This window comes from Pseudomonas sp. LBUM1640, from assembly GCF_059716225.1.
Map to the genome: position 1 here is coordinate 2660456 of NZ_CP166816.1, position 24360 is coordinate 2684815.

Consider the following 24360-nt stretch of genomic DNA (forward strand, 5'->3'; position numbering starts at 1 on the left):
CTCCCACATTTAGACCCCGGCCATGCACAGATTGGGCCTGTCAGCCCTCTTCAAGCCACAGGCGAATCGGCTTGCCTTCGGCCGGCCAGAAACGCGTCTGTTCAATCGGCGAGATGTCCCAGCGATCGACGCCTTGCAGGGCCTGGAAGAAGCGGTGCTCCTGCTCCATCAAAGCCTCGGCGCAGAGTTTGCGGGTGCTGCCGATCTTGCCGAAGCTCAGCTTGTCGCCCGCCACGGTGTACGGCGCAAACCAGTGGTTGCAGCCGCCATTGCCATAGGCGCGACCATCGGCGCCGAGGGTGACGGTCAGGTGCGCGTAATCCATCAGCGGCCGCTCACCAATCCATTCCACCACGTAGCTGTGATCCTGCTTGAGCTTCACCGCATCGCCGGCGCAGCCCGTCAGGCCAACCCCGACGGCCGCGAGCAGAAGCAGGCCTTTCATTGTGCTGCCTGCTGGCATTTCGGGCAGCGGTGCTTGTCACCTTCGCTGCTCCAGCCCAATTCCTTGACGCGCGCGTTGGCGGCCGGAGGCAATGGCTCTTTGGTCAGCTTGGTTTCTACCGCGAATTCAAACTCCAGCACGTTGTCGCAGCTGTCGCAGTTGACCTTCCAGGTATGAATCTCCAGCTCGCCGAATTTCGGCCCTTGGGCCATGGCGACCCATTGGCCTGCCGGGCGAATGGAGTAGCGCGCATCACCTTCGACGGTCAGGCGCATCGACAGGGTTTTACTGCCACGCAGGGTGACGATCAGCACGTCGCCATGCTTGATCGAACCACCGTTGCCGGTGACTTGATAACGGCCCGGCACCAGGGCGCGGCATTCGATCAGGGTGTGTTGCGGGCTCAGCAAGCTGAAGCGGAAATCGTGTTCGGCCATGGATCCTCCAAATAGGCGCGGCATCCTATCACGGGTGCCGGCCCATCATGAGCCTGGTATGTGACCGCTGATCATCCTTCGACGCGGTTTTGCGCCTGGCCCTCGGCCCACGCGGCAATGTTGCTCAAGGTGGTGCCGGCGATCGCCGCCAGGGCCTCGCGGGTGAGGAACGCCTGGTGTGCGGTGATGATCACGTTGGGGAAGGTCAACAGGCGCGCGAGCACGTCGTCTTGCAGCGGCAGGTCGGAGCGGTCCTCGAAAAACAGCTGGGCTTCTTCTTCATACACGTCCAGCCCCAGGTAGCCGAGTTGGCCGACTTTGAGGGCTTCGATCAGCGCTGGCGTATCAACCAGGCCGCCGCGACCGGTGTTGATCAACATTGCGCCGTGTTGCATCTGGGCCAGGGAACGGGCGTTGATCAGGTGTTTGCTGTCGGCAGTCAGCGGGCAGTGCAGGCTGATGATCTGCGCCTGGGAGACTAACTCGGGCAGGCTCACGTAGTCGGCGCCGAGGGCCTGGACCTGCGGGTTGGGGAAGGGGTCATAGGCCAGCAACCGGCAGCCGAACCCGGCCATGATCTTGGCGAACGTGGCGCCGATCTGCCCGGTGCCGACCACGCCGACGGTTTTGCCCACCAAGTCGAAGCCGGTCAGCCCATGCAGGCTGAAATCACCGTCACGGGTGCGGTTATAGGCGCGGTGCAGGCGGCGATTGAGGGCGAGGATCAGGGCCACGGCATGCTCGGCCACCGCGTGCGGCGAGTAGGCCGGCACGCGCACGATGGTCAGGCCCAGGTGCTTGGCGGCGGGCAGGTCGACATGGTTGTAACCGGCCGAACGCAGGGCAATCAGGCGCGTACCGCCTGCGGCTAACTGCTCCAGCACCGGGGCACTGAGGTCATCGTTGATAAAGGCGCAGACCACGTCGTGATGTTCGGCCAGGGCCACGGTGTCTAGGTTGAGCCGGGCGGGCTGGAAGTGCAGCTCCATACCTGCCGGCAGCGGCTCGCCGAGAAAACTGTCGCGGTCGTAGGTCTGGCTGCTGAAAAGAATCACGCGCATTAAAAAGCTCCCTGCACTGACTGAATAAATACACATCTCTGTGGGAGCGGGCTTGCCCGCGATGGCGGCGCATCAGACACCAGATGCTCGACTGACACCGCGCTATCGCGGGCAAGCCCACTCCCACAAAAAGGCCTCAAGCGCTGACGCGCGCCTCGCTGGCCAGCCGGGCAATCGCCATGTCCAATTCGTCCAGCGCAGCCATGGCTTTGGCATCGTCTTGCTTGAGCAAGGTTTCCGCGCGTTGGCAGGCGGCGCGCAATTGCGGCACGCCGCAGTAGCGGGTGGCGCCGTGCAGGCGATGAACGCGTTCGATCAGGGCGTTGTTGTCATTGGCTTCGCGGGCGACGGTAATGGCCAGGCGGTCGGCTTCCAGAGACGCCAGCAGCATGGCGAGCATATCGGCCGCCAGATCAGCCTTGTTGGCGGCCAGGCGCAGGCCTTCTTCATGGTCCAGCACTAACAGTTGCGCACCGTTGCCAATGCCATCGGTCACGCGTTCCGGCCCTTGATTGCGCAGGGCCAGACCGGTCCATTTCAACACCACCTGGGCCAGTTGCCGTTCGCTGATGGGTTTGGTCAGGTAGTCGTCCATGCCGCTTTGCAGCAGGGCGCGTTTTTCGTTGGCCATGGCGTGAGCCGTGAGGGCGACCACCGGCAACGGCGTGCCGTGGCGCTCGCTTTCCCATTGGCGGATCGCCTCGGTGCTTTGGCGGCCATCCATGCCGGGCATTTGTACGTCCATCAATACCAGGTCGAAGGTTTCCTGCTTCACGGCGTCGATGGCGGCGTAACCGCTTTCCACCGCCTGGACCTTGGCACCCATGTCTTCGAGCAGGGTTTGCACCAGCAGCAGGTTCGCCGGGTTGTCGTCCACGCAGAGTACGCGCGGTGCGCGGCTGGACAGCGGCTCGCCGGGTTCGCTGCGCGAGGGGCGCGGGCTGATCAGGTCGGCGAGGGCGCGGCGCAACTTGCGCGTACAGGCCGGTTTGGCCTGCAATTGGCTGTTGGGGTTAGGCACCGATTGGTTGAACAGCATCTGTTCCGTGGTCGGGCACAGCACCAACACCTTGCAACCCAGGTGCTCAAGGTCCCACAGATGCTGGTTGAGGCGTTCGGGTGGGATGTCATTGGCGGTGACGCCGAGCACCGCCAGGTCAATGGCCTGTTCAGTCTGGTGCGCGCTGGTGATGCCGTTGGTCAGGCTTTCCAGGGTGTTGAACGGCGTGACTTCCAGGCCGCAGTCTTCCAGCTGGTGTTGCAGGGCCTGGCGCGCCAGTTCGTGGTTTTCCAGCACGGCCACACGCCGGCCGAGCAACGGCGCAGAAGGCAGATCGTCGACGTCGTCACGGGTCTTGGGCAGGCTCAGGCTGATCCAGAACTCCGAACCTTCGCCCGGCGTGCTGTCTACACCGATTTCGCCACCCATCTGCTCGATCAGCCGCTTGGAGATCACCAGGCCCAGGCCGGTGCCGCCCGGTTGGCGTGACAGCGAATTGTCGGCCTGGCTGAAGGCCTGGAACAACGCGCGTACGTCCTGGTTGGACAGGCCGATGCCGGTGTCCTGCACACTGATGCGCAGTTGCACGCTGTCTTCTTGTTCGTCCTCGATCATCGCCCGGGCCACGATGGTGCCTTCGCGGGTGAACTTGATCGCATTGCTGATCAGGTTGGTGAGGATCTGCTTGAGGCGCAACGGGTCGCCGACCAGCGCCAGCGGCGTGTCGCGGTAGACCAGGCTGACCAGTTCGAGCTGCTTGGCATGCGCCGCGGGAGCAAGGATGGTCAAGGTGTCCTGCAGCAAGTCGCGCAGGTTGAAGGGCACGCTGTCGAGCACCAGCTTGCCGGCTTCGATTTTCGAGAAGTCGAGGATCTCGTTGATGATGCCCAACAAGTTATCGGCGGATTTTTCGATGGTGCCCAGGTAATCCAACTGCCGCGGCGACAGTTCGCTTTTTTGCAGCAGGTGGGTAAAGCCGAGGATGCCGTTGAGCGGGGTGCGGATTTCATGGCTCATATTGGCCAGGAATTCCGATTTGATACGGCTGGCCTCCAGGGCTTCTTTGCGCGCCAGGTCCAGCTCGATGTTTTGGATTTCGATGGTTTCCAGGTTCTGGCGCACGTCTTCAGTGGCCTGGTCGATGCTGTGCTGCAGCTCTTCCTGGGCATTTTGCAGGGTCTCGGCCATGCGGTTGATGCCCGAAGCGAGTTGGTCCAGTTCCTGGCTGCCCAGCAGCGGCAAACGGGTTTCCAGGTTGCCGTCCTTGAGCTGGGCCACGGCCTGTTTGATCTGGCCGATGGGTGAATTGATCGTGCGGCTGATACGCAGTGCCAGCGCGGCGGTGCAGATCAGGCCGATGGCAATTAACAGCAGGCTGGCGAACAGGCTGCGATAGCCGCGCAGCAGCATGCCATTGTGTGACAGCTCCACTTCGACCCAGCCCAGCAGGCGGTCGGCTTCGTCCGGAATCAGCTCGCCGGCGAGGTTGCGATGGCGGCCAAACACCGGCAGCAGGTAGCGTGTCGCGTCATTGCCGGTACGCTGCAGCAGGTGGGAGCTATTGCCGATCGGTGCCTGGTTGAGCATGGTCGGGCCGGCGTGGGCGAGGGGCGAGCGGTCCGGCGCCAGGAACGACACCGCGCGTACGTCGGGCTGTTCCAGGGATTGGGTGGCGATGCGTTCCAGCAGGTCGGCGTTACTGCTGCTCAGGGCCGGGGCCACCAGCGGCGCCAATTGCTCGGCGATCATTTCGCCGCGCTGCAGCAATTGGGTTTGCAACTCCGACAGCTGCATCCAGGTGAAATAGCCCCCCAACAACAGAGCCATCAGGCTGGTCGGTAATAAGGTCAGCAACAGTACGCGGCCTTTTATCCCCATTCTTCTAAGCACGCCACTCTCCTGCTACCACATTGATATCAATCATCCGCGCAGGCATCCGGCCCGCGCCACTTGCGCAGTGTAGCCATTTGCGCGGTCTGGAATCTCGCAAATTAATGATTGGCGGCAATCTTCGCGCGATGGGGAGGGCGTGGCGCAAGCGCGCCTGACGGTGGGCGGGTCAAGCGGGGCAGGGGGCTAGCGGGGGTTTCTTGGCGTAGGGTGGGCGAACAGCCGGCGGATGCGTCTGCCGGCCTGTCAGCCCTCACGCGCGGCGCTTTTTGCGCTTCTTCCACTGGTGCGCGACCCACCAGCGCCAATAACCCATGGTCAGGCAGTAGGCCAGCACGCCCAGCACCAACCCCAGCACCACCGAACCCAGCAGGAACGGCTGCCACAGCGTGCTCAATTGGCTGCTGATCCATTCCCAGGTCAGGTTGTCGGGCAGGCTGCGCGGCGGCACGTTCATCAGCCAGGCGCCGGTCAGGTAGGTGCCGACGAACACAAACGGCATGGTGATCGGGTTGGTCAGCCACACCAGGCTGACGGCGATGGGCATGTTGCCGCGCACCACAATCGCCAGGACCGCCGCCAATAACATCTGCAAGGGAATCGGGATGAATGCCGCGAACAAACCGACCGCCATGGCGCGTGCCACTGAGTGCCGGTTCAGGTGCCAGAGGTTGGGGTCATGCAGCAACTTGCCGAGAAATCGTAAGGACTTGTGTTCCCGGATACTCGTGGGGTCGGGCATGTACCGTTTGAATAAGCGCCGGGGCATAAGGGGTCCAGGTCAGTTCGAGGGGCAAGTATGCCCGCATTCTATAAACAGAAAATTCAGACTTTGTGACAAAACATCATAGGCTGTGTTGGGCGCCCGACTAAGACTGATGGATCACTTGAAAAGGATGATTCATGAGAACTGGGATGTTTGCGCTCGGACTTGGCCTGCTATCGCTGCGATTTTTCCCAGCCTTGCCTTCTACCGGTTGGCTGCTGGCAATGTTGGTTGTGGCGTTGATGCTGTTGCCCTTTCGTACCCACCCGTTGGCGTTTTTCCTACTGGGCTTGAGTTGGGCCTGCATCAGCGCGCAGTGGGCATTGGATGATCGCCTCAAGCCTGTACTGGATGGCCAGACGCGTTGGATAGAGGGGCGTGTGGTCGGGCTGCCGCAACAGACGAGTACCGGCGTGCGCTTCGAATTGACCGACAGCCGGTCGCGCAAGACTCAACTGCCTAAGCGCATCCGCGTGTCGTGGCACGCTGGCCCGCCGGTAAACAGTGGCGAGCGTTGGCGTCTGGCGGTCACGCTGAAGCGGCCGTCGGGGTTGCTCAACTTTCATGGCTTTGACTATGAGGCTTGGCTGCTGGCCCAGCGTATTGGCGCAACCGGCTCGGTGAAGGATGGCCAGCGCCTTGCGCCAGCCCGTAACGCCTGGCGCGACAGCCTCCGGCAGCGCCTGAGTAGCGTGGATGCCCAGGGCCGCGAGGCCGGCTTGGCGGCGCTGGTGCTGGGCGACGGCTCGGGGTTGGGCGCTGAGGACTGGCGAGTGTTGCAGGACACCGGCACGGTGCATCTGCTGGTGATTTCGGGCCAGCACATCGGGTTGCTGGCGGGGCTGATCTACGGCTTGGTAGCCGGGCTTGCGCGTTACGGTTGCTGGCCCCGAGCCTTGCCGTGGCTGCCATGGGCGTGCGCCCTGGCGTTGGCCGCCGCGCTGGGCTACGGCATGTTGGCGGGGTTCGGCGTGCCGGTGCAGCGGGCGTGTGTGATGGTCGGGTTGGTATTGCTATGGCGTCTGCGCTTTCGGCATTTGGGCGCCTGGTGGCCGTTGTTGCTGGCTCTCAATGGCGTATTGATGCTGGAGCCATTGGCCAGTTTGCAGCCTGGCTTCTGGTTGTCGTTTGCCGCCGTCGCGGTTTTGGTGCTGGCATTCAGCGGGCGTTTGGGCGCCTGGAGCTTGTGGCAGTTATGGACGCGGCCTCAATGTCTGGTCGCCATTGGCTTGTTTCCCGTATTGCTGGTGCTGGGTTTGCCCATCAGCCTCAGTGCGCCCGTGGCCAATTTGTTTGCCGTGCCCTGGATCAGCTTCGTGGTGTTGCCGTTGGCACTGCTGGGAACTGCGCTGCTGGCCGTACCGTTTTTAGGCGAGGGCTTGCTGTGGTTGGCCGGTGGGGCGCTGGATGGGCTGTTCAAGGGGTTGGCGCTGTTGGCAGGGCAACGACCGGCCTGGATACCGGCTGAGGTGCCGTTGGGTTATTGGTTAGTGAGCCTGGCGGGTGCGGTGGTGTTGCTGTTGCCCAAAGGCGTGCCGTTTCGGCTGCTGGGCTGGCCAATGCTGTTGCTGGCGATCTTTCCGCCCAGGCAGTGGGTGCCGCATGGGCAAGTGGAGGTGACGCAGTTGGACGTCGGCCAGGGGCAGGCGTTGATCCTGCGCACACGCCATCACACCTTGCTATATGACGCAGGGCCGCGTTCGGGGGCGTTTGATCTTGGCGCGCGTGTGGTACTGCCAGCCTTGAAAAAGCTCGGAGTAGAGGCATTGGACATGATGCTGATCAGCCACGCCCACGCCGATCATGCTGGCGGGGCGGCAGCGGTGGCCCTTGCGCTTGCGGTGAAGCGGGTTGTTGGCGGGGAGGTCGAGGGATTGCCAGCATTGCTCGCTGTTCAGCCCTGTGTCAGTGGTGAGCAATGGGAGTGGGATGGCGTGTTATTCGAGGTGTGGAGATGGCCAGGTGCCGCTAGCAGCAACCCGAAATCCTGTGTGCTACGGGTTCAGGCCAATGGCGAGCGCCTGCTGCTGACCGGCGACATTGATCGCGCTGCTGAACAGGCTTTTCTCGCGTCTCCCTTGGCCGTACCGACCGATTGGTTGCAAGCGCCGCACCACGGCAGCCGCAGCTCTTCATCCGGGCCTTTTCTAGAGCGGCTTGCGCCCAAGTCGGTGCTGATTTCCCGGGGCCGTGGCAACGCATTCGGCCATCCCCACCCCCAGGTGATGCAGCGTTATCAGGTGGTGGGCGCTCGTGTGTACGACAGCGCCGTGCAAGGTGCCGTACGTCTGCAACTGGGCGCCTTTGCACCCCCAGTTGTTGCGCGCAGTCAACGCCGGTTCTGGCGCGAAGCGCTACCCTGATGCAGCGTTACCAAGGGCCAAGGCCCGGCACGGGCGGGTCTATGGCCGACGAGCCCCGCTGGCGAACCTATATGGTAAAGTGGCGCACTTTTTCGAGGGGACATTCACTGTGTGGGAATTGGTCAAATCCGGCGGCTGGATGATGTTGCCGATCATCTTGAGCTCCATCGCCGCACTCGGCATCGTCGCCGAACGCCTGTGGACCCTGCGCGCCAGTCGTATCACGCCCGAGCATTTGTTGGGGCAGGTGTGGGGCTGGATCAAGAACAAGCAACTGGACAAAGATAAACTCAAGGAACTGCGCGCCAATTCGCCCTTGGGTGAAATCCTCGCCGCAGGCCTCGCCAACTCCAAGCATGGTCGCGAGATCATGAAAGAGTGCATTGAAGAGGCGGCCGCCCGAGTCATTCATGAAATGGAGCGCTATATCAACGCGCTCGGCACCATTGCCGCCATGGCGCCGTTGCTTGGCCTGCTGGGCACGGTGCTGGGCATGATTGATATTTTCAGCTCCTTCATGGGCTCGGGCATGACCACTAACGCCGCCGTGCTGGCGGGCGGTATCTCCAAGGCGCTGATCACCACCGCTGCGGGCCTGATGGTCGGTATTCCCTCGGTGTTTTTCCACCGTTTCCTGCAGCGCCGCATCGATGAACTGGTGGTGGGCATGGAGCAGGAGGCAATCAAGCTGGTGGAAGTGGTGCAGGGTGATCGTGATGTCGATTTCGTCGAGGGCCGAGTGTGAAATTTCGCCGCAAGCGTCGGGAAAATGTCGATATCAACCTGGCGTCATTGATCGACGTGGTGTTCATCCTGCTGCTGTTTTTTGTCGTCACCACCACCTTCACCCGGCAAACCCAGCTGCGTGTCGACTTGCCGGAAGCGGTGAGCGGCTCGCCGGCCGAGGACCAGGAAGTCAAGCAACTGGACATCGCCATCAGCGCTGACGGTGTGTTTTCGGTGAATAACCAATTGCTGGAAAAGAACGACCTCAACAGCCTGATGGATGCCCTGCAGAAAGAATCCGGCGGCGATACCCAAATGCCGCTGTCCATCAGCGCAGATGGCAAAACCCAGCATCAAGCCGTGATCACCGCGATGGACGCCGCCGGCAAGCTCGGCTTCACCCATTTGCGCATGACCACCGTTGAGGCGGCGGCGCAACCCTGATGGCTATGTCCGATCGTTTGCTCAAGGCCTGGTACGAGGGCCATCCGGCGCTGATGCTGCTGCGCCCGCTGGAGTCTTTGTATCGCCGTGTGGTGCAACGCAAGCGTGCACGCTTTCTCGCGGGTGAGGGCGAGATCTACCAGTCGCCGGTGCCGGTGGTGGTGGTCGGTAATATCACTGTGGGCGGTACGGGCAAGACGCCGCTGATCCTGTGGCTGATCGAGCACTGCCGGCGCAGTGGCTTGCGCGTCGGAGTGGTCAGCCGTGGCTACGGCGCCAAGCCGCCGCAATTGCCGTGGCGGGTTGAAGCCAGTCACAGCCCTGAAGTGGCCGGCGACGAGCCACTGCTGATCGTGCAACGCTGCGGCGTGCCGCTGATGATTGACCCCGACCGTAGCCGCGCCGTGAAAGCACTGCTGGCCAGCGAGCCGCTGGATCTGATCCTTTCCGACGACGGCCTGCAGCATTACCGCCTGGCCCGCGACCTTGAACTGGTGCTGATCGACGCCGCACGCGGCCTGGGCAACCGTCGTTGCCTGCCGGCCGGGCCTTTGCGCGAACCGGTGGAGCGTCTGCAAAGTGTCGATGCGGTGCTTTATAACGGCGCCGAGGCTGATCGTGAGGGCGGCTTCGCCTTCCGCCTGTTGCCCACGGCGCTGATCAACTTGAAAACCGGTGAGCGCCAACCGGCTGATCATTTCCCGGTTGGCCAGCAGGTGCATGCGGTTGCCGGTATCGGTAACCCGAAACGTTTCTTCAATACCCTTGAAACGCTACACTGGCGGCCGATACCCCATGCGTTTGCCGACCACGCGCCTTACAGCGCCGAGGTCTTGAATTTCACGCCGTCATTACCCTTGGTCATGACCGAAAAAGACGCGGTGAAGTGCCGCGCCTTTGCCCAGCCAGACTGGTGGTATCTTGCGGTGGATGCGCTGCCGTCGCCGGCATTTGTTGCCTGGTTCGACAGGCAACTGATGCGCTTGCTGCCCGACCGACTCTTGCCTTAAATCGCTTTTTTCCAGGAAACACTCATGGACACCAAACTGCTCGACATCCTCGCTTGCCCGATCTGCAAAGGCCCGCTCAAGCTCAGCGCCGACAAAACCGAGCTGATCAGCAAAGGCGCCGGCTTGGCGTACCCGATCCGTGATGGCATCCCGGTGATGCTGGAGAGCGAAGCCCGCACCCTGACCACCGATGAGCGTCTGGATAAATGACCACTGCCTTTACCGTTATCATCCCCTCGCGCTACGCCTCGACCCGTCTGCCGGGCAAGCCGCTGCAATTGATCGGCAACAAGCCGATGATTCAGCTGGTGTGGGAACAAGCCTGCAAAAGCAGCGCCGAACGGGTAGTGGTCGCCACCGATGACCCGCGCATCATCGAAGCCTGCAAGGGTTTTGGCGCCGAAGCGGTACTGACCCGCGAAGACCACAACTCCGGCACCGACCGCCTGGCCGAAGTAGCCACGCAGCTCGGCCTGGCGGCGGATGCAATCGTGGTTAACGTGCAGGGCGACGAGCCGTTGATCCCACCGTGCGTGATCGACCAGGTGGCCGCCAACCTGGCCGCCCATGGCGAGGCGCGTATGGCGACCCTGGCCGAGCCGATTGAAGATATCGACACCCTGCTCAACCCGAGCGTGGTCAAGGTGGTCACCGATATCAATGGGCTGGCGCTGACGTTCAGCCGTTCTATCTTGCCTTGGGCGCGCGACGCCTTCGCCAAACACCCCGACGTACTGCCGGAGGGTGTGCCGTACCGCCGCCACATCGGCATCTACGCCTACCGCGCCGGTTTCCTGCATGACTTCGTCAGTTGGGGCCCGTGCTGGCTGGAAAACACCGAATCCCTGGAGCAACTGCGTGCCCTGTGGCACGGCGTGCGTATTCATGTGGGCGATGCGCTGGAAGCGCCACCGGCTGGCGTCGACACTCAGGAAGACCTGGAGCGCGTCCGTCGCCTGCTGGGGGCTTGATGGAAGTCCTGTTTGTCTGCCTGGGCAATATCTGCCGCTCGCCCACCGCCGAGGGCGTGTTGCGCCACAAGTTGCGCGAAGCGGGCTTGGCCGGTCAGGTCGAGGTAGCGTCGGCCGGCACCGGCGACTGGCATGTCGGCAACCCGCCGGACCAGCGTAGCCAGCGTGCTGCACTGGTGCGCGGTTATGACCTGTCGGCCCAGCGTGCCCAGCAGGTCTCGCGCGCCGACTTTGCGCGTTATGACCTGATCCTGGCCATGGACAACAGCAACCTGCGCAACCTCAAGGCGCTGCATCTGGGGCAGGGCAAGGCGGAAGTGGACTTGTTCCTGCGCCGTTATGACGCTGAAGTGGACGAAGTGCCAGACCCTTATTACGAAGGCGAACAAGGCTTTGAACGCGTGCTCGACCTGATCGAGCGCGCCTGTGATTTATTGGTGATCGAATTGAAGGGGCGGTTATGACCTTGCAGGTGCTTGCGCAGGTATCGCTCAAGCCATTCAACAGCTTTGGTATCGATGTGCGCGCCCAGTTGTTCGCCGAAGCCCACAGCGACGCCGATGTTCGCGAAGCCCTGGCCTACGCGGCTGCACAAGCGTTGCCGCTGCTGGTGATTGGCGGTGGTAGCAACTTGCTGCTGACCCAGGATATCCAGGCGGTGGTGCTGCGCATGGCAACCCAAGGCATTCGCGTGCTGCAGGATGATGGCCTGCACGTGGTGGTCGAGGCCGAAGCGGGCGAAGCCTGGCATCCGTTTGTACTGTGGACCTTGGAACACGGTTTTTGCGGCCTGGAAAACCTCAGCCTGATCCCCGGCACCGTCGGCGCTGCGCCGATGCAGAACATCGGTGCCTACGGTGTGGAGATCAAGGATGTGTTTGCCGGCCTGACGGCCTTGGATCGCCACACCGGCGAGCTGCGCGATTTCAGCCCGCAAGCGTGCAACTTTGCCTACCGTGACAGCCTGTTCAAGCACGAGGCCGGACGCTGGTTGATCTTGCGCGTGCGCTTTGCCTTAAGTCGCGTCAGCCACCTGAAACTCGACTACGGCCCGGTGCAGCAGCGCCTGGCCGCGCAGGGGATCACTGAGGCCACGCCCAGCGACGTCAGCCGGGCGATCTGCAGCATCCGTCGCGAAAAACTGCCGGACCCGGCTGAGTTGGGCAATGCAGGGAGCTTTTTCAAGAACCCGCTGGTGTCCCAGGTGCTGGCCGCAGAGCTACAAGCGCTTTATCCGGACCTGGTGGCGTACCCGCAGGCGGACGGGCAGATGAAGCTCGCTGCTGGCTGGTTGATCGACAAGGCCGGCTGGAAAGGCTTTCGTGAGGGCGATGCAGGCGTGCATAAGCTGCAGGCGCTGGTGCTGGTCAACTATGGCGCGGCCACAGGGCACGACATTGCCAACCTGGCGCTGCGTATCCAGCAGGACATTGCTGAACGCTTCAAGGTTGACCTGGAAATGGAACCAAACAGGTACTGAACCTCCAGAAACAAAAATGCCCCGTATCTCACGATACGGGGCATTTTTTATAGCGCTAGCAATCAGTCATCACGGCTCATGATGCCGAAGATCTGCAACAGGCTGATGAACAGGTTGTAGATCGATACATACAGGCTGATGGTTGCCATGATGTAGTTACGCTCACCGCCGTGGATGATGGCACTGGTCTGGAACAGGATGCACACGGAGGAGAACAGCACGAAACCGGCGCTGATCGCCAACTGCAGCCCGCTGATCTGGAAGAACATGCCAGCTACAACGGCCGCCAGCAGCACGAAGAAGCCTGCGGTGATGAAACCACCCAGGAAGCTCATGTCCTTGCGGCTGATCAGCACGTAGGCCGACAGGCCACCAAACACCAGGGCAGTCATGGCAAAGGCCGAGCTGACCACTTCGGCGCCACCGGCCATGCCGAGGTAACGGTTAAGGATCGGGCCGAGGATGAAACCCATGAAACCGGTCAGGGCAAACGCCGACACCAGGCCCCAGGCCGAGTCGCGCAGCTTGTTGGTCAGGAAAAACAGACCGTAGAAGCCGATCAGCACGACAAAGATATTCGGGTAGCCAACGCGCATTTGCTGCGCTACATACGCCATCACGCCGCTGAATGCGAGGGTAAGGGCGAGCAAGCCGTACGTATTGCGCAACACGCGGCTGACTTCAAGCTGCTCAGCCTGCGCGTGACCATTCACTGCGTAATTCTGTTCGCGCATGGCGACACTCCTTCAGTTTTGAAACATTCAGTCGCAAGGATCATAACAGACGCTCTGTAACAAGCCATGGCAAGAGTTTGACAGTGTGTTTCATTCGGGTATTATGGCGCCCGCTGACACGGGATGGGCTACTATAATCCTGTGATGCAAAAGGGAAATTGGCAGAGTGGTTGAATGCACCGGTCTTGAAAACCGGCGAACGTTAATAGCGTTCCCAGGGTTCGAATCCCTGGTTTCCCGCCAAACATAAAAGGAAATCCCGCGCACCGAGGTGCTGCGGGATTTTTTTTGCCTGCGATTTGGGTTTTATAACCCGTCTGTGCGCAGTTTGTGGAGGCGGTCACGCCGCCTTATCAAGGTTTTCAACGGAAGCGGATGCGGAATCCCCAATTTTTCATGAAGTTTCCCCAAGGAAGCCACGTAAGGTCGCCGACAAGGGTGTTGCCAGTCTGGAGGGATTCGGATTCGAGCGCGTTTGTATTCCCCAAGGCCCCCGTGGTGACGAAGAGGATTGTATTGATCTCACCGACGCTGAAGCTTTTTATGGCTTCCTTGAATGTCAGCGCGTTTGCGTTGAATCCAATTTCCTTTAAGAATCGCGCCTTCATGCTTAAACGCCCAACCTCCTTGAGCTGTCCCACTTGTCTGAGTACGGTTGTTGCGGTGGGAACCGCTTTACCCACGAGGTTTCTGGCAGTCGCCAAAGCGGTTCGCGCCAAGTACATGGAGAGAGTCGCCGTTTTTCCCGCCAGCGAGGCCAGGCCACCGAGTGCTCCCGCCCCCAGGGATATCCAGCCCAGCGCCTTGGACAGATCGGGATTGGAATCGCTGGTCAATACTGATGCGACAGCTGTGCCAAGCGAGATCGCGGCCAACGAGGCCAACACCAGGAGCGTTAAACCGCCTGTTAAGAAGGTTGAGAGTAAGCCAACCCCTCCCCAAATGAAGGCGCTGATCAATGCGCCTGAGGATCCGAGCCCGAGTGGCTGAACCTGCATACCTCCATAGCGGGCCGTCCATTGGGCCTGCACGTCTTGGTGCCCGCTGGGGTCTTGATAATTGATAGGATCGCCGTTGGGACAGTAGCCATACATGTTCGGGCCACCGTCCCCAAATGGGCTTAAGGTGTCCAGTTGTCCGAAACCCATTTTCCGCGGGTCATACCAACGGTCCGCCGTACCCAGCGGGGTCTGGCCAGTGGCGGAGTCGCGGTATTCGCCGTTGAAGCCCAGCATCGAGTCGGGCTCGTCGGAAAAATGCTCGCCCCAGGCTGTATAAGCGTGGTGCTTAAAGGTTTCGGCGTTCATGTCGTAGCTGACGCATACGGTCCCATTGGCATCACGCAGTTCAAACAGCGTTCTCACCACCCCGGAGCGTTTGATCTGTTGCACCGTGCAGGCCGAGCTACCAGGGTAAAGGTTGCGATAAGCATCATCGCTCCCAAGTGAATACTCGCCACATACGTTGAACCCGTCATAGATAAGTTGGTTTTTTTCGCCGTCTTGCTCGCGGGTCATCAAGCGGTCCGAGGGGTCGTAGCTGTACCGGGTACTTCCGGCCTGGGTCAATCGCCCCAGCCAGTCATAGGTGTACTTTTTACCGGACTGGTCCTGGGTCATCCGCCCGGCCAGGTCATAACTCAAGGTGGCGAGCGCGGTGGGGTAGTCCGCATGATCGTTCTTAAGCGTTTTCAGGCGGAAACCATTCAAGCCGTCATAGGTGTAGGTCGCGGTATTTTTCGCGGTGCCAAAAGTGGTGATACACGTGGTGACATTACCCAATGCGTCGTAAGTAAACTCCTGCTTGTCGATGTCTTTGTTCTTGGGCGTCTTCGGTCGCCATACACCGGTGGTGGTGCAGGCCTTGAGTCGCCCACCCGGGGTGTAGGTCAGGCTGCGCGAGCCCAGCACGGTGCTACCTTGTTTGAGCTGCACCGACTTCAATTTGTCATCGGCGTAGTAGGTGCTTGCCAACGTGAGGTCAACTTTGCCGCTGAGTGTAAATTGGCGGCTGGTTTCTCGGTGTTGTGAATCGTAGGCATAGTTCACATCGAAGCTGATGATCGGATCGCGCGAGTTCAGGTAGCCTTTAATCGTTTCCAGCCGAAGTCGTCCTTGCTCATCGTAATCATTATCGCTTCTAAAGTGACGACTGTCGGTGGAAAGGCACTGTGCCTTTAGTAGGCTGTAAGCCAAAACTGTCCTATTACCCAGCGCGTCTGTAATCTCGTTCGCGCGCCCTCTCATTGTGTAGTTCGAGAGCACCTCTTTGATTTGGTCTGGCTGCGTTTCTACGTGCTGTTGGGTCACGTGTAGATAGCGGTCATGGGTGTACTTGAGCAAATGCTCGCCTTCGCTGGCCGTCGCGATACCCTGTGTTCCGTAGGCGTAAGTGAAGGTCTTTTGTTCGCCGGCGTTAGCGGTTTGGGTTTTGGCCAGGCGGTTACCCAGCTCCTTGATGTATTCATGCTGCAGTACGCTGCCTTCAGCGGTCTCGGTTGATGTTGGCACCTTGCTGGCGCCGGTATAGGTGTAGGTTTCGGTGCAGGTACCACGTGTCATGGACGTGACTCGGCCCCAACTGTCGAAGGTGCGTTTACCGAGGCGCTGGCGTTTGCCATCGAACTCGATCTCCACCTGTTCGGCCTCATGCAGTAGACATTGCGGGAGGTAGGTGTAGTGGTAGGTGTAGACAAGGCTTGGCGCGAGTAACCCTTTGGCTTTTTCGCTATGTTTTTCGCTCAGCAGGCGGCCGCTGCCATCGTAGGTGTAATCAATGGTGGTTTCGCCCAGCTCGCCGTCGGTGTGCAGCCGCGTGACCAGTTTGAAATGGCTGTAGCTGGCTGTCTGGGTTTGGTAGACCTTGCCATCCTGGCCTTTCCATTCGATTTTTTTGATCGTCTTATCCGGGTTAAAGGAGGTGACTGTAGCGTGCTTGTCGGTGGCTTTTCCCGTCCACTGCGTGCGCGTCAACGCGACGGGATCGTAGAAATCGAAGTCCTCCCGGCCGTCGCTATACGTGATGCCGCAGACCTGGTTCCAGTCATCGTATTGATTTTCCTGCCAATGGCTGACGCGTAAGCCATCCAACACATAATCATAAAGGGTGGTACGTAATTCACGTCCGATGCGGTCGTAGCTGACGGTTTTGGTCAGTTTTTTTTGGTCACCTTCAAGCCGGTATTCATTCACCAAACGGTCTCGGCCATCGTACTGGCTTAAACGGGTTTCCCCGTTGGGCTCGGTAACTTGCATCTGGCCCGGCGCCGGGTAGGTGTAAGTGGTGACTTGGCGATAGATCGGGCTTTGCGCGCACACCGTGAGAGTAGCCAGTTGGCCAGATGGGTTATAGGTGTACTCGGTACGGTTGCCGTCGGTGTCGACCTGGCGAATAAGGCTGCCATTGAGGGTGCTGAGGGTTTCTGACGAGGTACGTTGGTTACCTTGGTCATCGGTATCGGTGGTCGTGGTGGTCCGTTCGATGTTGCCCGTGCCTCCCAGAGCGTAATCGAAAGTGCGCAAGGGTTCCTTTACAATGGGTTCCAGGGTACTGTTTTTGAGTGTGGACTGGAGGATGCTTTTTGGGCGCCCTTTGCGAAAGCCGTCCTCTTCGTAGTATTGATATTCCTTGCCGGTCAATGCGGCTTCGGCAAATTTACGGTTAAGGTCATTGCTGGCAAGATTGACTTGCAATGTACTGCGCAGCTTTCCCTCACTCATTCCGGGCACAGTGGTATAGCTGTGAACTTTGAACTGCTGAACGTCTAAATTGCGGCCGATAATGGGGTCGAGGCCGGGGAGCAAAGTCTTTAATAGGCCCGGCGGCATACGAAGTACTTCGGCGGCAACATGGGAAAAATCAAATTCACTGTAAGCCTCATTGTAACGCCAGTGGGGTTGCGGTGTGTCCCCCGGGCCTTTTTTGGATGCGTTAAAAATGTCCTTCATTAATGAGTCTAAATGTCTTTCGCCATGGACGTTAGAATACTCAATTTGAGTAAAAATATCATTTTGCTCATTGCTCTCCAGGGCGGGGCCCTTGAGTAGTTTGTTTATAATTTTTTCCGCACGGCTTTTATTTGCTTTTTTGTAAGTGGTAGTGATATTGAGGTGAAGCAGTGAGCTCTCTACTTTATTGTCGTATTCTTTTTTGGTTTCGGCAGTACCCTGGGTTACGGTTTCTGATTTGACGTTATGGTCTTTATCGTATTGATAAACCGTGGTGCGGATTGCCGGCACGCCCTCACTCATGATGGTTCTGTATGCATCCTCGTCATCACGCTTATAGACATACGTTGTGATAACAGGCGTCCCGCCCCCATTGGGTGTCAAGGTGTGCGTGCTGACGCAGGGCAATGCCGACAACTTCGGGTTGTCTGGGAAGGTCAGCCCATTGTCTTTGTATTCAACCGTTTCTTCGACGCCATCGACGGTCTTGACCTTTCTCATCAGCCAGCCGCATTTGGTATGCTCGTCGTACTCTAAGGTCATCTGAATGTCATTTCCCAGGCTCACGGACTGCAGGGCGTAATCCTTGATATCCAGGGTATAAGTCAGAGTTTGTGCTGCATCATCAGGCCAGAAGATAAACTTGACGCGCTCAACTGCCGGTGTTGTGTCTGGGGGGCGGGGGTATATTCGACTTTGAGCAGGGTGCGGCCGGGCTGCTCTTGGATGCTGGCCAACAGAACCTGAAAATAAGACTTGCCATTTATTTTTTGTTCTCTTTTTATCCAGGTGAAATTCACACTGTTATAACCATCGGTGGTCAAATATTCCGGCAAATAAAAATCTGTGCCTTCCATCCGTGCGAGCGTTTCTTTTCTGCCTCCCTTGCTGAGCACCGTCAGTCTTTCGATGCGATCCAACCAAGTTACAATAACAGCTGGATGTTTTAGCCCTACATATGGAGATACTTCCAGCACTTCACCCGAGTGCAGCGTCAACTTTTGACGGGTTCGATCATAGTGGGTCATCGCGTAAAAAATACCGTCTCCCAATGCCGCTTTATTGTTGACGACTGGCGTGTAGTTGAGGCTCATATCAATCACCGGCCCATTGCCGTTGTTGGCGATTATCGAGCTCGTTCGGAAATAGGTCTCAAATAGACCGGTGCGTGGGTCGACCACGTTGCGTTTTTGAGTGGTTGCGTTAAAGATCGGGTCGTTTTCGGAATCGACCGGGTCCGTACCCATTGGATTGTGAGCCATGTTCATCTCCCTATGCTGTGTGTGCCCCTATTCATTTAGGGCTGCGGTTGCGTTTTGAACATACGCCGCTTTTAGCAGGGGGTAACTGTCAGTTCTCACAGGTATTTATATTGAAAGGAACTAGCTGGTGGGGTTTTTATTCTATTGGCGCCACGAAGCTTTCAGGCAGGGCCCAAGCGTGTACGCCAATAATGTCGGGGTGAGGTGAATGCGCCAAGCCAACGCCAGGGCTGTAGCACGCTGACGGGCTCGGTAAATTCGCTATGGATTAATCGTTTTTCGAAGCAAGGTACTCAGCTTCAAGATCAAGAAGGTCACGGCTTCTGTTCTTTAAGCGCTTGGCCGGAATGCCGAAGTATATCCCCCGGGCCTCGGTGGATTTGGTCACCATGGTCATAGCTCCTACAGAACATCCCTCTGCCAGGTTTACACCCGGAAGCACGATTGAGTGGGTGCCTATGATCACGTGCCGACCGATATGGACAGGGCTTTTGGTTTCGGTCTTGTAGGCGCTGGGGACGGTTGGGTTGGTCAGTGTTTTACCTGAGTAGTCATCTGACTGAGTGAACACTTGGCAGCCGTAGGCCAGGCCGGAAAAGTCCTACATGGTCACACCTGACTCGCCGCCGGCCACGTTGCTGAAAATAGCGATGTGCACGTTCCGGCCAAGGGTTACTTTTCCCGTACCGGATCACGCAAAAAACATCAATGCGGCTGTTGTCGCCGATTGAACGTTGATCGCAGTTGTAGAGGGAGGCTTTGTCGCTGATCTTTACCTGCTTGCCCAGCTTCTTGAAGCCCATTTCCTTGAGTTGAGTGTCTGTCAGAAATGCCATTTGGCTGTCTCCCTGTCGGCAATGTCAAAAATGCTGCCTTTATACAGGGCGCCAATGCTCAGCGCGAGTGGGGCAGGGAAACCTGCTGTTCGCACCTGATGAGCCGATGCTCCAATTTTTTTTACTGTTCGTCGGGCGTGCTTGAAACGCCTTCTTTGGGAGCCATTCGTCTAACGCTCTGCACTTTGCAAGCGGTGCCGCCTCTCAAGTTTAAGCGCGGGTTTTCCGCGTGCCAGAGTGGAGAGCCAGCATGGACATCAACGAGAAAGCCCCAGGCAATCTATCCCAGCAGGCCGTCACGCGCGGCACGGACAATGAAACCGGCCATGATCCTCGGCGTGATGACGAAGCGGTTCCATTGCCGCCGGAGGACGATGCGCCGCTTGAAGAGGACATGTCGGATGTGGACGCTGCCGATTCGGTCGCCAGTGAGCATCCCGACAATTAAAAGTTGTGGGGGATCAACTCAGCAATTGAACACCGGTGCATAGCGCTCTTCACGTTTCTTGAAGTGAATGGGCGCCATGGGTAGTTTTTCGCCGTTCACGAAAATATCCGGAAAGGTCAGGGTGAAGTCGTCCATATCGCCTTTGCCCAAGGGCGTGCCCTTGAGGTCGGAACTGGATATCTCCTTTGGGTCAAAGCCGGTCTTCAGCAACTCGACACTGACCTGATAGGTGTGTCCCGACGCCAATTGCACGGTGACCAGTGGTGACGTGGCACTGACCCACAGCGCTACGTGTTGATCGAGCTGGCGCGGTCTGTAGAGACGGCCGAACACACGAAGCTCGGTCTCAACGGAGCGCGGTTTGCCGTACCCGCTGTAGCTGTCCGGTGGCGCGACATACACCAGCACGTGAACCCAATTGAGCGCTTCAGATAACGGCTCAACGCTCATCGCAGCTTTGGGGCCGGGGCACGTGCGGTCAAGCAGGGCGTTCTGGCCTATTGAAGATTCGGGATGCAGATAGGGCCCCGTGCTACATCCGGCGACCAGTGCCAACAGCGAATACAGGAGATATCTGTTCATCAGGCCAATTCCATTTGTTGTGATCGGGCGGGCATTAAAGCATTTTCCACGCTTGCGAAGACGCTCGCGATGCTGTTGTTCGATAGGCAACCCGTCTAGATCAATGGTTTCACCGCTATTTAGGGTTGCCATGAGCCGTTTTGATCGCTAACCTGAAAATGTTTGAATTGTTACGAACAATTTCGGGTGCGGCCTTTTCTGGGTCGTGCGACTTCAGGACGAGGAACGAAAAATGTTTTCACACGAAGGTCCCGCAATAGAGCTGCTGCTGTTCGTTTTTGGCTTGGCAGGCCTGCTTTTGGTGGTGTGGTTTGTTCACCATCAATACGAGCGAAAGACCGGGAAAGGCGTTAAAAAACAACAAAATAGTAACGAAAGCCGCTCGACGTAAGTGTTGCAGGGCGGTGCTGCTGTGCGCCCTGTCGAGCTTGTCGCCGTCAAAGCGCCCGGTAAAGGTTTGCGTGGTGGTGAGTGGGAGAACGCCCTCGTCATTTTTATTGACGATGATTCGCTCGCCCTTTATTGCGTCGCCTTGACGGGTAAACAGGGAGGGGTTTTCAAAGACCAGGAAGTCGCTTTTTCATGAAATCCCTTTCAGTGCAGGCAGGCATTTAGCGCTGTTGTCGCGGTGATTGATAGCGGCCGCATTAAAACATTTTTATCGCGTCAGGCTCGAGACTGTCGCGATCCAAATCGCAGGCAAAGAAAAGCCCACGATGGGGGCGCGGGCTTAAAGGTGTTCGCTTAGGAGCTGAATCCAGACTAGGCGCTCGACTGTGAAAACCGCGTGAAATGCACACGGCGGTTTCGGTTTTTTGCATCGATGCTCTCAGCTCACGTTCCAGTTGGTTTGGATTGTCGAGAATGGCTCCGGTTAATAACGGCGTGGCGCTGACATAAGTTGCAGTGAAAGGCGCGTACGTTGATCGACTTTCTCACGCGTGAAGTCGCCGTTGCGGGCCCGGTGGAGCTCACCCAACGAAACGAAAGCCACCCGACAGCTTTTCCTTCAGGAACCCCACCAACGCACTCACCGACTTGGGCACATGGGGCGAGTACGGCCGTATCAGGTAAATCTCATCGGCAAACGCGCCTTTGAGCGTCCAGCCCTTGAGCACCTGCACCAACTTGCCACTGGCCAGCGCGGCATGCGCGCTGAAGTCCGGGAGCAGGGCGATGCCCAAGTGGTTGAGCGCCGAGTCGCGCAGCGCCTCACTGTTGTTGGTCGAAAAGCTGCCGGCGATGGGCACGGTGACCCGTTGCACCTTTTTGCCGCCGCGTTCGAAGGTCCACGCCGGCTGGTCGGTGCCCCGTGGGTAGTACAGGCAGTTGTGCGAGGTGAGGTCGCCGGGTTCGCGCGGCTCGCCGTGACGTTGCAAATAGTCCTGTGAGGCGACCAACACTGAGGTGGTGTCGCACAGCTTCCACGCCACATGGGTTTCCGGCACCTGAAAGCCGTGCCGCACCGCCAGATCGTAACCCTCGGCGGCCAACGAACTCAAAGCATCCGACACATCCAGTTGGATGCGCACCTGCGGGTACAGCTGCAAAAATTCCGACAGGTGCGGCACCAACTGCTGACGGGCAAACGCCACTGGCGCGGTGAGGCGCACCAGCCCGCGAATTTCCCCGGCAGAGTCGCGCACCGACGAGAAACTGCGGGCGATGTGTTCATAGGCGCTGCGCACTTCACGGGTTAAAGACAGCCCTGCATCGGTCAGCCGTACGCTGCGTGTGGTGCGGGTGACCAACCGCGTGCCGGTGGCTTTTTCGAGGTCCGAGATGCGCTGGCTGACCGCGGACTTGCTTACCCCCAGGCGCGCAGCGGCAGCGGTGTAGGTGCCTTGCTCCTCAAGCACCGACAGCCAATGAATATGGGTCCACAGCCCCTCGATCTCAGCCTTTTCCATGCTTCTATTGTTCGCCTATAAGGACAATAAGTTCTGGATTCTGCTCTAGTTTGGAACAAATCGGAAGTCTATCGTGTGTTCCAACGCTACCGACCTGGGATTATCTGCCATGACCACCACGATTGAGCACTACATCAACGACCAGCGCGTGAGCCGCGATGATCGCTATCAGGACGTCTACAACCCGGCCACTGGTGAAGTAACCGGCCGCGTTGCGCTGGCCAGCCGCCAGACCGTGAGTGAAGCCGTCGCCGCCGCCCACGCTGCTTTCGCAAGCTGGGCCGACACGCCGCCGATCCGCCGCGCCCGTGTCTTGTTCGAATACCTGCACCTGCTGCGCGAACGCAAAGACGACTTGGCGCGCATCATCGTCGCTGAACAAGGCAAGGTGTTCACCGACGCCCAGGGCGAAGTCGACCGGGGTATCGATATTCTCGAATTCGCCTGCGGCATTCCCAATCTGCTCAAGGGCGAGCATTCCGATCAGGTTTCCCGCGGCATGGACAACTGGACGATGCGCCAACCGTTGGGCGTGGTGGCCGGCGTCACGCCGTTCAACTTCCCGGTGATGGTGCCGATGTGGATGTACCCTATCGCCATTGCGGCGGGCAACACCTTCATCCTCAAGCCAAGCCCGACCGACCCGAGCGCGTCGCTGTTCATGGCCGAACTGCTGCATGAAGCCGGCTTGCCCAAAGGCGTGTTCAATGTGGTGCAGGGCGACAAGGAAGCGGTGGATGCACTGATCGAACACCCGGACGTCAAGGCCGTGAGTTTTGTCGGCTCCACGCCGATTGCGCACTACATCTACGAAACCGGCGCGCGTAACGGCAAGCGCGTGCAAGGCTTGGGTGGTGCTAAGAATCACATGGTGGTGATGCCCGATGCAGACATCGAAAAAACCGTCGACGCGCTGATGGGCGCCGCCTACGGCAGTGCTGGCGAGCGCTGCATGGCCATCTCGGTGGCCGTGCTGGTGGGCGATGTGGGCGACAAGGTTATCGCCGCTTTGACCGGGCGCGCCAAGCAACTGCGCATCACCGACGGCCGCGATTTAAAGGCCGAGATGGGCCCGATTGTGTCGCGCGCCGCACGGGAGCGCATCAGCGGCTACATCGAACAAGGCGTGCAAGCCGGTGCGCAATTGCTGCTCGACGGGCGTGACTACGTGCCCACCGAACCCGGCCTGGAAAATGGCTTTTGGCTCGGTGCAACCTTGTTCGACCACGTGACCCAAGACATGAGCATCTACCGCGAAGAAATCTTCGGCCCGGTGCTGGCCTGCGTGCGCGTGAATGACTTCGGCGAGGCGATCAAGCTGGTCAACGACCACGAATTCGGCAATGGCGTGAGCTGCTTCACCCGAGACGGCAACATCGCCCGCGAGTTTGCGCGGCGTATCGAAGTGGGCATGGTTGGCATCAACGTACCGATCCCGGTGCCGATGGCCTGGCACGGGTTTGGTGGCTGGAAGAAAAGCTTGTTTGGTGACATGCACGCCTACGGCACTGAGGGCGTGCGCTTCTACACCAAGCAGAAGTCGATCATGCAGCGCTGGTCAGAGAGCATTGAGCAGGGCGCGGAGTTTGCGATGCCGGTGTCCAAGTAGGCCAATAACACCGTAGATCAACTGTGGGAGCGGGCTTGCTCGCGAATGCGGCGTATCAGTCAGCACATTTGGCGACTGACACCCTGCATTCGCGAGCAAGCCCGCTCCCACATTTTTTACCGTGTATCAGGTTTCAGGCATTCGATTGAGCGATCCACCGTGGTCCTGGCCATTTCCAGCAAATGCCACACCGCCAGAATCTTCGCCCGCTCGGGGCTTGGCAGCAGTTCACTGCAATTGAGCGTCGTGGCCGAAGCACTGTCGAGCAAACTGGCGGTGTAGAGCAGGGCATCTTCGAAGCTCAAGTCTTCGATTGGCACACCTTGGGTGGGCAGGTAATGGTCGATGGCGCGGTTGAACGCGGCGCGGGCTTTGGCAGAACTGAGGGGTGGGTCGGGGACGACTTTGTTCATGGTGTAACTCCTATTGAGCAAGGAAG

24 protein-coding genes and 1 tRNA gene are annotated in these 24360 nt (G+C 59.1%); 13 read left to right on the forward strand and 12 right to left on the reverse strand.

The window, feature by feature from the left end:
- Positions 1–40: 40 nt before the first annotated feature.
- From ACA065_RS12105 to ACA065_RS12125, 5 genes are all read right to left on the reverse strand, one after another.
- Complete coding sequence (locus ACA065_RS12105; RefSeq protein ID WP_497694708.1) at positions 41–445, reverse strand: META domain-containing protein; 405 nt, start codon at positions 443–445, stop codon at positions 41–43.
- On the reverse strand, positions 442–882 hold the full coding sequence (locus ACA065_RS12110) for a hypothetical protein (protein WP_497694709.1): 441 nt from the start codon (positions 880–882) through the stop codon (positions 442–444). The genes ACA065_RS12105 and ACA065_RS12110 overlap by 4 nt, the downstream gene beginning before the upstream one ends.
- A gap of 71 nt (positions 883–953) precedes the next feature.
- Positions 954–1943, reverse strand: a complete 990-nt coding sequence (locus ACA065_RS12115) for a 2-hydroxyacid dehydrogenase (RefSeq protein ID WP_497694710.1) — start codon at positions 1941–1943, stop codon at positions 954–956.
- 136 nt (positions 1944–2079) lie between these two features.
- Complete coding sequence (locus ACA065_RS12120; protein ID WP_497694711.1) at positions 2080–4833, reverse strand: response regulator; 2754 nt, start codon at positions 4831–4833, stop codon at positions 2080–2082.
- A gap of 253 nt (positions 4834–5086) precedes the next feature.
- Positions 5087–5602 (reverse strand): DUF2062 domain-containing protein, encoded by a 516-nt coding sequence (locus ACA065_RS12125; RefSeq protein WP_497694712.1) that lies wholly within the window; start codon positions 5600–5602, stop codon positions 5087–5089.
- A gap of 134 nt (positions 5603–5736) precedes the next feature.
- Between ACA065_RS12125 and ACA065_RS12130 the strand changes: the two genes are divergently transcribed.
- The 8 genes from ACA065_RS12130 (at position 5737) to murB (ending at position 12593) form a co-directional block, all read left to right on the forward strand.
- Positions 5737–7962, forward strand: coding sequence for a DNA internalization-related competence protein ComEC/Rec2 (locus ACA065_RS12130; RefSeq protein ID WP_497694713.1), 2226 nt, complete (start codon positions 5737–5739; stop codon positions 7960–7962).
- Positions 7963–8071: 109 nt separating this feature from the next.
- Positions 8072–8707, forward strand: coding sequence for a flagellar polar localization protein PocA (pocA, locus tag ACA065_RS12135; protein WP_106579832.1), 636 nt, complete (start codon positions 8072–8074; stop codon positions 8705–8707).
- The gene (gene pocB / locus ACA065_RS12140) at positions 8704–9132 is read left to right on the forward strand and encodes a flagellar polar localization protein PocB (RefSeq protein WP_497694714.1); all 429 of its coding nucleotides are present in this window, start codon (positions 8704–8706) and stop codon (positions 9130–9132) included. Before pocA ends, pocB begins: the two co-directional genes overlap by 4 nt.
- Complete coding sequence (lpxK, locus tag ACA065_RS12145; protein ID WP_497694715.1) at positions 9132–10142, forward strand: tetraacyldisaccharide 4'-kinase; 1011 nt, start codon at positions 9132–9134, stop codon at positions 10140–10142. Before pocB ends, lpxK begins: the two co-directional genes overlap by 1 nt.
- A gap of 24 nt (positions 10143–10166) precedes the next feature.
- Positions 10167–10352 carry a Trm112 family protein gene (locus ACA065_RS12150; protein WP_003174668.1) on the forward strand — a complete coding sequence of 62 codons (186 nt, stop codon included), beginning with the start codon at positions 10167–10169 and terminating at the stop codon, positions 10350–10352.
- Complete coding sequence (gene kdsB / locus ACA065_RS12155) at positions 10349–11113, forward strand: 3-deoxy-manno-octulosonate cytidylyltransferase (protein WP_497694716.1); 765 nt, start codon at positions 10349–10351, stop codon at positions 11111–11113. The genes ACA065_RS12150 and kdsB overlap by 4 nt, the downstream gene beginning before the upstream one ends.
- The gene (locus tag ACA065_RS12160) at positions 11113–11577 is read left to right on the forward strand and encodes a low molecular weight protein-tyrosine-phosphatase (protein ID WP_497694717.1); all 465 of its coding nucleotides are present in this window, start codon (positions 11113–11115) and stop codon (positions 11575–11577) included. The genes kdsB and ACA065_RS12160 overlap by 1 nt, the downstream gene beginning before the upstream one ends.
- Positions 11574–12593, forward strand: a complete 1020-nt coding sequence (murB, locus tag ACA065_RS12165; protein WP_497694718.1) for a UDP-N-acetylmuramate dehydrogenase — start codon at positions 11574–11576, stop codon at positions 12591–12593. Before ACA065_RS12160 ends, murB begins: the two co-directional genes overlap by 4 nt.
- A 62-nt stretch (positions 12594–12655) precedes the next feature.
- Here the strand turns inward: murB and ACA065_RS12170 are convergent, their stop codons facing one another.
- Positions 12656–13327, reverse strand: a complete 672-nt coding sequence (locus ACA065_RS12170) for a Bax inhibitor-1/YccA family protein (RefSeq protein WP_159955664.1) — start codon at positions 13325–13327, stop codon at positions 12656–12658.
- 152 nt (positions 13328–13479) lie between these two features.
- Here ACA065_RS12170 and ACA065_RS12175 point away from each other — a divergent pair.
- Positions 13480–13570 (forward strand) — tRNA-Ser (locus ACA065_RS12175).
- Positions 13571–13689: 119 nt separating this feature from the next.
- On the opposite strand, the gene ACA065_RS12180 is transcribed toward ACA065_RS12175, so the two are convergent.
- The 3 genes from ACA065_RS12180 to ACA065_RS12190 form a co-directional block, all read right to left on the reverse strand.
- A complete protein-coding gene (locus tag ACA065_RS12180) occupies positions 13690–17817 on the reverse strand; it encodes an RHS repeat domain-containing protein (RefSeq protein WP_497694719.1) in 4128 nt (1375 codons plus the stop codon).
- 62 nt (positions 17818–17879) lie between these two features.
- Entirely contained in the window at positions 17880–18536 is a 657-nt protein-coding gene (locus ACA065_RS12185) for a hypothetical protein (RefSeq protein ID WP_497694720.1), read from the reverse strand.
- Between the two features lie 268 nt (positions 18537–18804).
- Positions 18805–18927: a hypothetical protein gene (locus ACA065_RS12190; protein WP_497694721.1), complete on the reverse strand. Its 123-nt coding sequence runs from the start codon at positions 18925–18927 to the stop codon at positions 18805–18807.
- Between the two features lie 695 nt (positions 18928–19622).
- Between ACA065_RS12190 and ACA065_RS12195 the strand changes: the two genes are divergently transcribed.
- Positions 19623–19820 carry a hypothetical protein gene (locus ACA065_RS12195; protein WP_497694722.1) on the forward strand — a complete coding sequence of 66 codons (198 nt, stop codon included), beginning with the start codon at positions 19623–19625 and terminating at the stop codon, positions 19818–19820.
- An 18-nt stretch (positions 19821–19838) separates the two neighbouring features.
- Here the strand turns inward: ACA065_RS12195 and ACA065_RS12200 are convergent, their stop codons facing one another.
- Positions 19839–20402 (reverse strand): hypothetical protein, encoded by a 564-nt coding sequence (locus ACA065_RS12200; protein WP_497694723.1) that lies wholly within the window; start codon positions 20400–20402, stop codon positions 19839–19841.
- 232 nt (positions 20403–20634) lie between these two features.
- Between ACA065_RS12200 and ACA065_RS12205 the strand changes: the two genes are divergently transcribed.
- Both ACA065_RS12205 and ACA065_RS12210 read left to right on the forward strand, forming a co-directional pair.
- On the forward strand, positions 20635–20793 hold the full coding sequence (locus ACA065_RS12205) for a hypothetical protein (RefSeq protein WP_497694724.1): 159 nt from the start codon (positions 20635–20637) through the stop codon (positions 20791–20793).
- A gap of 21 nt (positions 20794–20814) precedes the next feature.
- On the forward strand, positions 20815–20988 hold the full coding sequence (locus ACA065_RS12210) for a hypothetical protein (protein WP_497694725.1): 174 nt from the start codon (positions 20815–20817) through the stop codon (positions 20986–20988).
- 385 nt (positions 20989–21373) lie between these two features.
- On the opposite strand, the gene ACA065_RS12215 is transcribed toward ACA065_RS12210, so the two are convergent.
- Entirely contained in the window at positions 21374–22312 is a 939-nt protein-coding gene (locus tag ACA065_RS12215; RefSeq protein WP_497694726.1) for a LysR family transcriptional regulator, read from the reverse strand.
- A gap of 109 nt (positions 22313–22421) precedes the next feature.
- On the opposite strand from ACA065_RS12215, the gene ACA065_RS12220 reads away from it, so the two are divergent.
- Positions 22422–23921 carry a CoA-acylating methylmalonate-semialdehyde dehydrogenase gene (locus tag ACA065_RS12220; RefSeq protein ID WP_497694727.1) on the forward strand — a complete coding sequence of 500 codons (1500 nt, stop codon included), beginning with the start codon at positions 22422–22424 and terminating at the stop codon, positions 23919–23921.
- Between the two features lie 116 nt (positions 23922–24037).
- On the opposite strand, the gene ACA065_RS12225 is transcribed toward ACA065_RS12220, so the two are convergent.
- Positions 24038–24334: a DUF6124 family protein gene (locus ACA065_RS12225; protein ID WP_497694728.1), complete on the reverse strand. Its 297-nt coding sequence runs from the start codon at positions 24332–24334 to the stop codon at positions 24038–24040.
- Positions 24335–24360 lie beyond the last annotated feature (26 nt).

Coding starts and splice junctions, on each gene's coding strand:
- ACA065_RS12105 (WP_497694708.1), bottom strand. CDS start 445: ATGAAAGGCCTGCTTCTGCTCGCGGCCGTCGGGGTTGGCCTGACGGGC.
- ACA065_RS12110 (WP_497694709.1), bottom strand. CDS start 882: ATGGCCGAACACGATTTCCGCTTCAGCTTGCTGAGCCCGCAACACACC.
- ACA065_RS12115 (WP_497694710.1), bottom strand. CDS start 1,943: ATGCGCGTGATTCTTTTCAGCAGCCAGACCTACGACCGCGACAGTTTT.
- ACA065_RS12125 (WP_497694712.1), bottom strand. CDS start 5,602: ATGCCCCGGCGCTTATTCAAACGGTACATGCCCGACCCCACGAGTATC.
- ACA065_RS12130 (WP_497694713.1), top strand. CDS start 5,737: ATGAGAACTGGGATGTTTGCGCTCGGACTTGGCCTGCTATCGCTGCGA.
- lpxK (WP_497694715.1), top strand. CDS start 9,132: ATGGCTATGTCCGATCGTTTGCTCAAGGCCTGGTACGAGGGCCATCCG.
- ACA065_RS12150 (WP_003174668.1), top strand. CDS start 10,167: ATGGACACCAAACTGCTCGACATCCTCGCTTGCCCGATCTGCAAAGGC.
- kdsB (WP_497694716.1), top strand. CDS start 10,349: ATGACCACTGCCTTTACCGTTATCATCCCCTCGCGCTACGCCTCGACC.
- ACA065_RS12160 (WP_497694717.1), top strand. CDS start 11,113: ATGGAAGTCCTGTTTGTCTGCCTGGGCAATATCTGCCGCTCGCCCACC.
- murB (WP_497694718.1), top strand. CDS start 11,574: ATGACCTTGCAGGTGCTTGCGCAGGTATCGCTCAAGCCATTCAACAGC.
- ACA065_RS12170 (WP_159955664.1), bottom strand. CDS start 13,327: ATGCGCGAACAGAATTACGCAGTGAATGGTCACGCGCAGGCTGAGCAG.
- ACA065_RS12180 (WP_497694719.1), bottom strand. CDS start 17,817: ATGACCTTAGAGTACGACGAGCATACCAAATGCGGCTGGCTGATGAGA.
- ACA065_RS12185 (WP_497694720.1), bottom strand. CDS start 18,536: ATGGCTCACAATCCAATGGGTACGGACCCGGTCGATTCCGAAAACGAC.
- ACA065_RS12190 (WP_497694721.1), bottom strand. CDS start 18,927: ATGGTGACCAAATCCACCGAGGCCCGGGGGATATACTTCGGCATTCCG.
- ACA065_RS12195 (WP_497694722.1), top strand. CDS start 19,623: ATGGACATCAACGAGAAAGCCCCAGGCAATCTATCCCAGCAGGCCGTC.
- ACA065_RS12200 (WP_497694723.1), bottom strand. CDS start 20,402: ATGAACAGATATCTCCTGTATTCGCTGTTGGCACTGGTCGCCGGATGT.
- ACA065_RS12205 (WP_497694724.1), top strand. CDS start 20,635: ATGTTTTCACACGAAGGTCCCGCAATAGAGCTGCTGCTGTTCGTTTTT.
- ACA065_RS12215 (WP_497694726.1), bottom strand. CDS start 22,312: ATGGAAAAGGCTGAGATCGAGGGGCTGTGGACCCATATTCATTGGCTG.
- ACA065_RS12220 (WP_497694727.1), top strand. CDS start 22,422: ATGACCACCACGATTGAGCACTACATCAACGACCAGCGCGTGAGCCGC.
- ACA065_RS12225 (WP_497694728.1), bottom strand. CDS start 24,334: ATGAACAAAGTCGTCCCCGACCCACCCCTCAGTTCTGCCAAAGCCCGC.